We start from the raw sequence: 354 nt of genomic DNA, 5'->3' as shown, positions 1-354 counted from the left end.
ACCGCTTGCTTAATGCGTTGTTTAATTTCGGGTCTACCTTCGGAGTTTTTGATTTCATCTTTCACATCTTGAAGTGACATTTTCATCTTTTTGAGGAATTTAAATTTTTGGTACGGAGCGTCAATCATGCCAAATATGATGAAGGCTGTGATTAGTGAGAATACATGCTCTTTGATGACCGAAAAAAAGTAACCAAGTGAGTTACCGAGGTAGCCACGAGAGAGGTTGCTCATAGCTCCTAGTTCAGTGCTGAGTGTGGAGTACAGCAGGTAAAAGACGATGCTGATCTTGACGATGTTTTTGAATAGGTCGACTAAAACCTCATGACTAAAGAGTCGCTTGAGTCCTGTTAGT

The 354-nt window shown here is 40.7% G+C and carries 1 protein-coding gene; it reads right to left on the bottom strand.

Going from position 1 to position 354, the window contains the following annotated elements; genetic code table 11:
* Positions 1–296 (bottom strand): EscU/YscU/HrcU family type III secretion system export apparatus switch protein (locus AB4585_RS23470; protein WP_372171181.1); only part of this gene is annotated, 296 nt, incomplete at its 3' end.
* Positions 297–354: the final 58 nt, after the last annotated feature.

Origin of the sequence: Vibrio sp. 10N.222.49.C9, from assembly GCF_041474985.1 — a bacterium.
Lineage (GTDB): Bacteria > Pseudomonadota > Gammaproteobacteria > Enterobacterales > Vibrionaceae > Vibrio > Vibrio crassostreae_C.
This window is presented reverse-complemented; position numbering and strand designations above follow the sequence as displayed.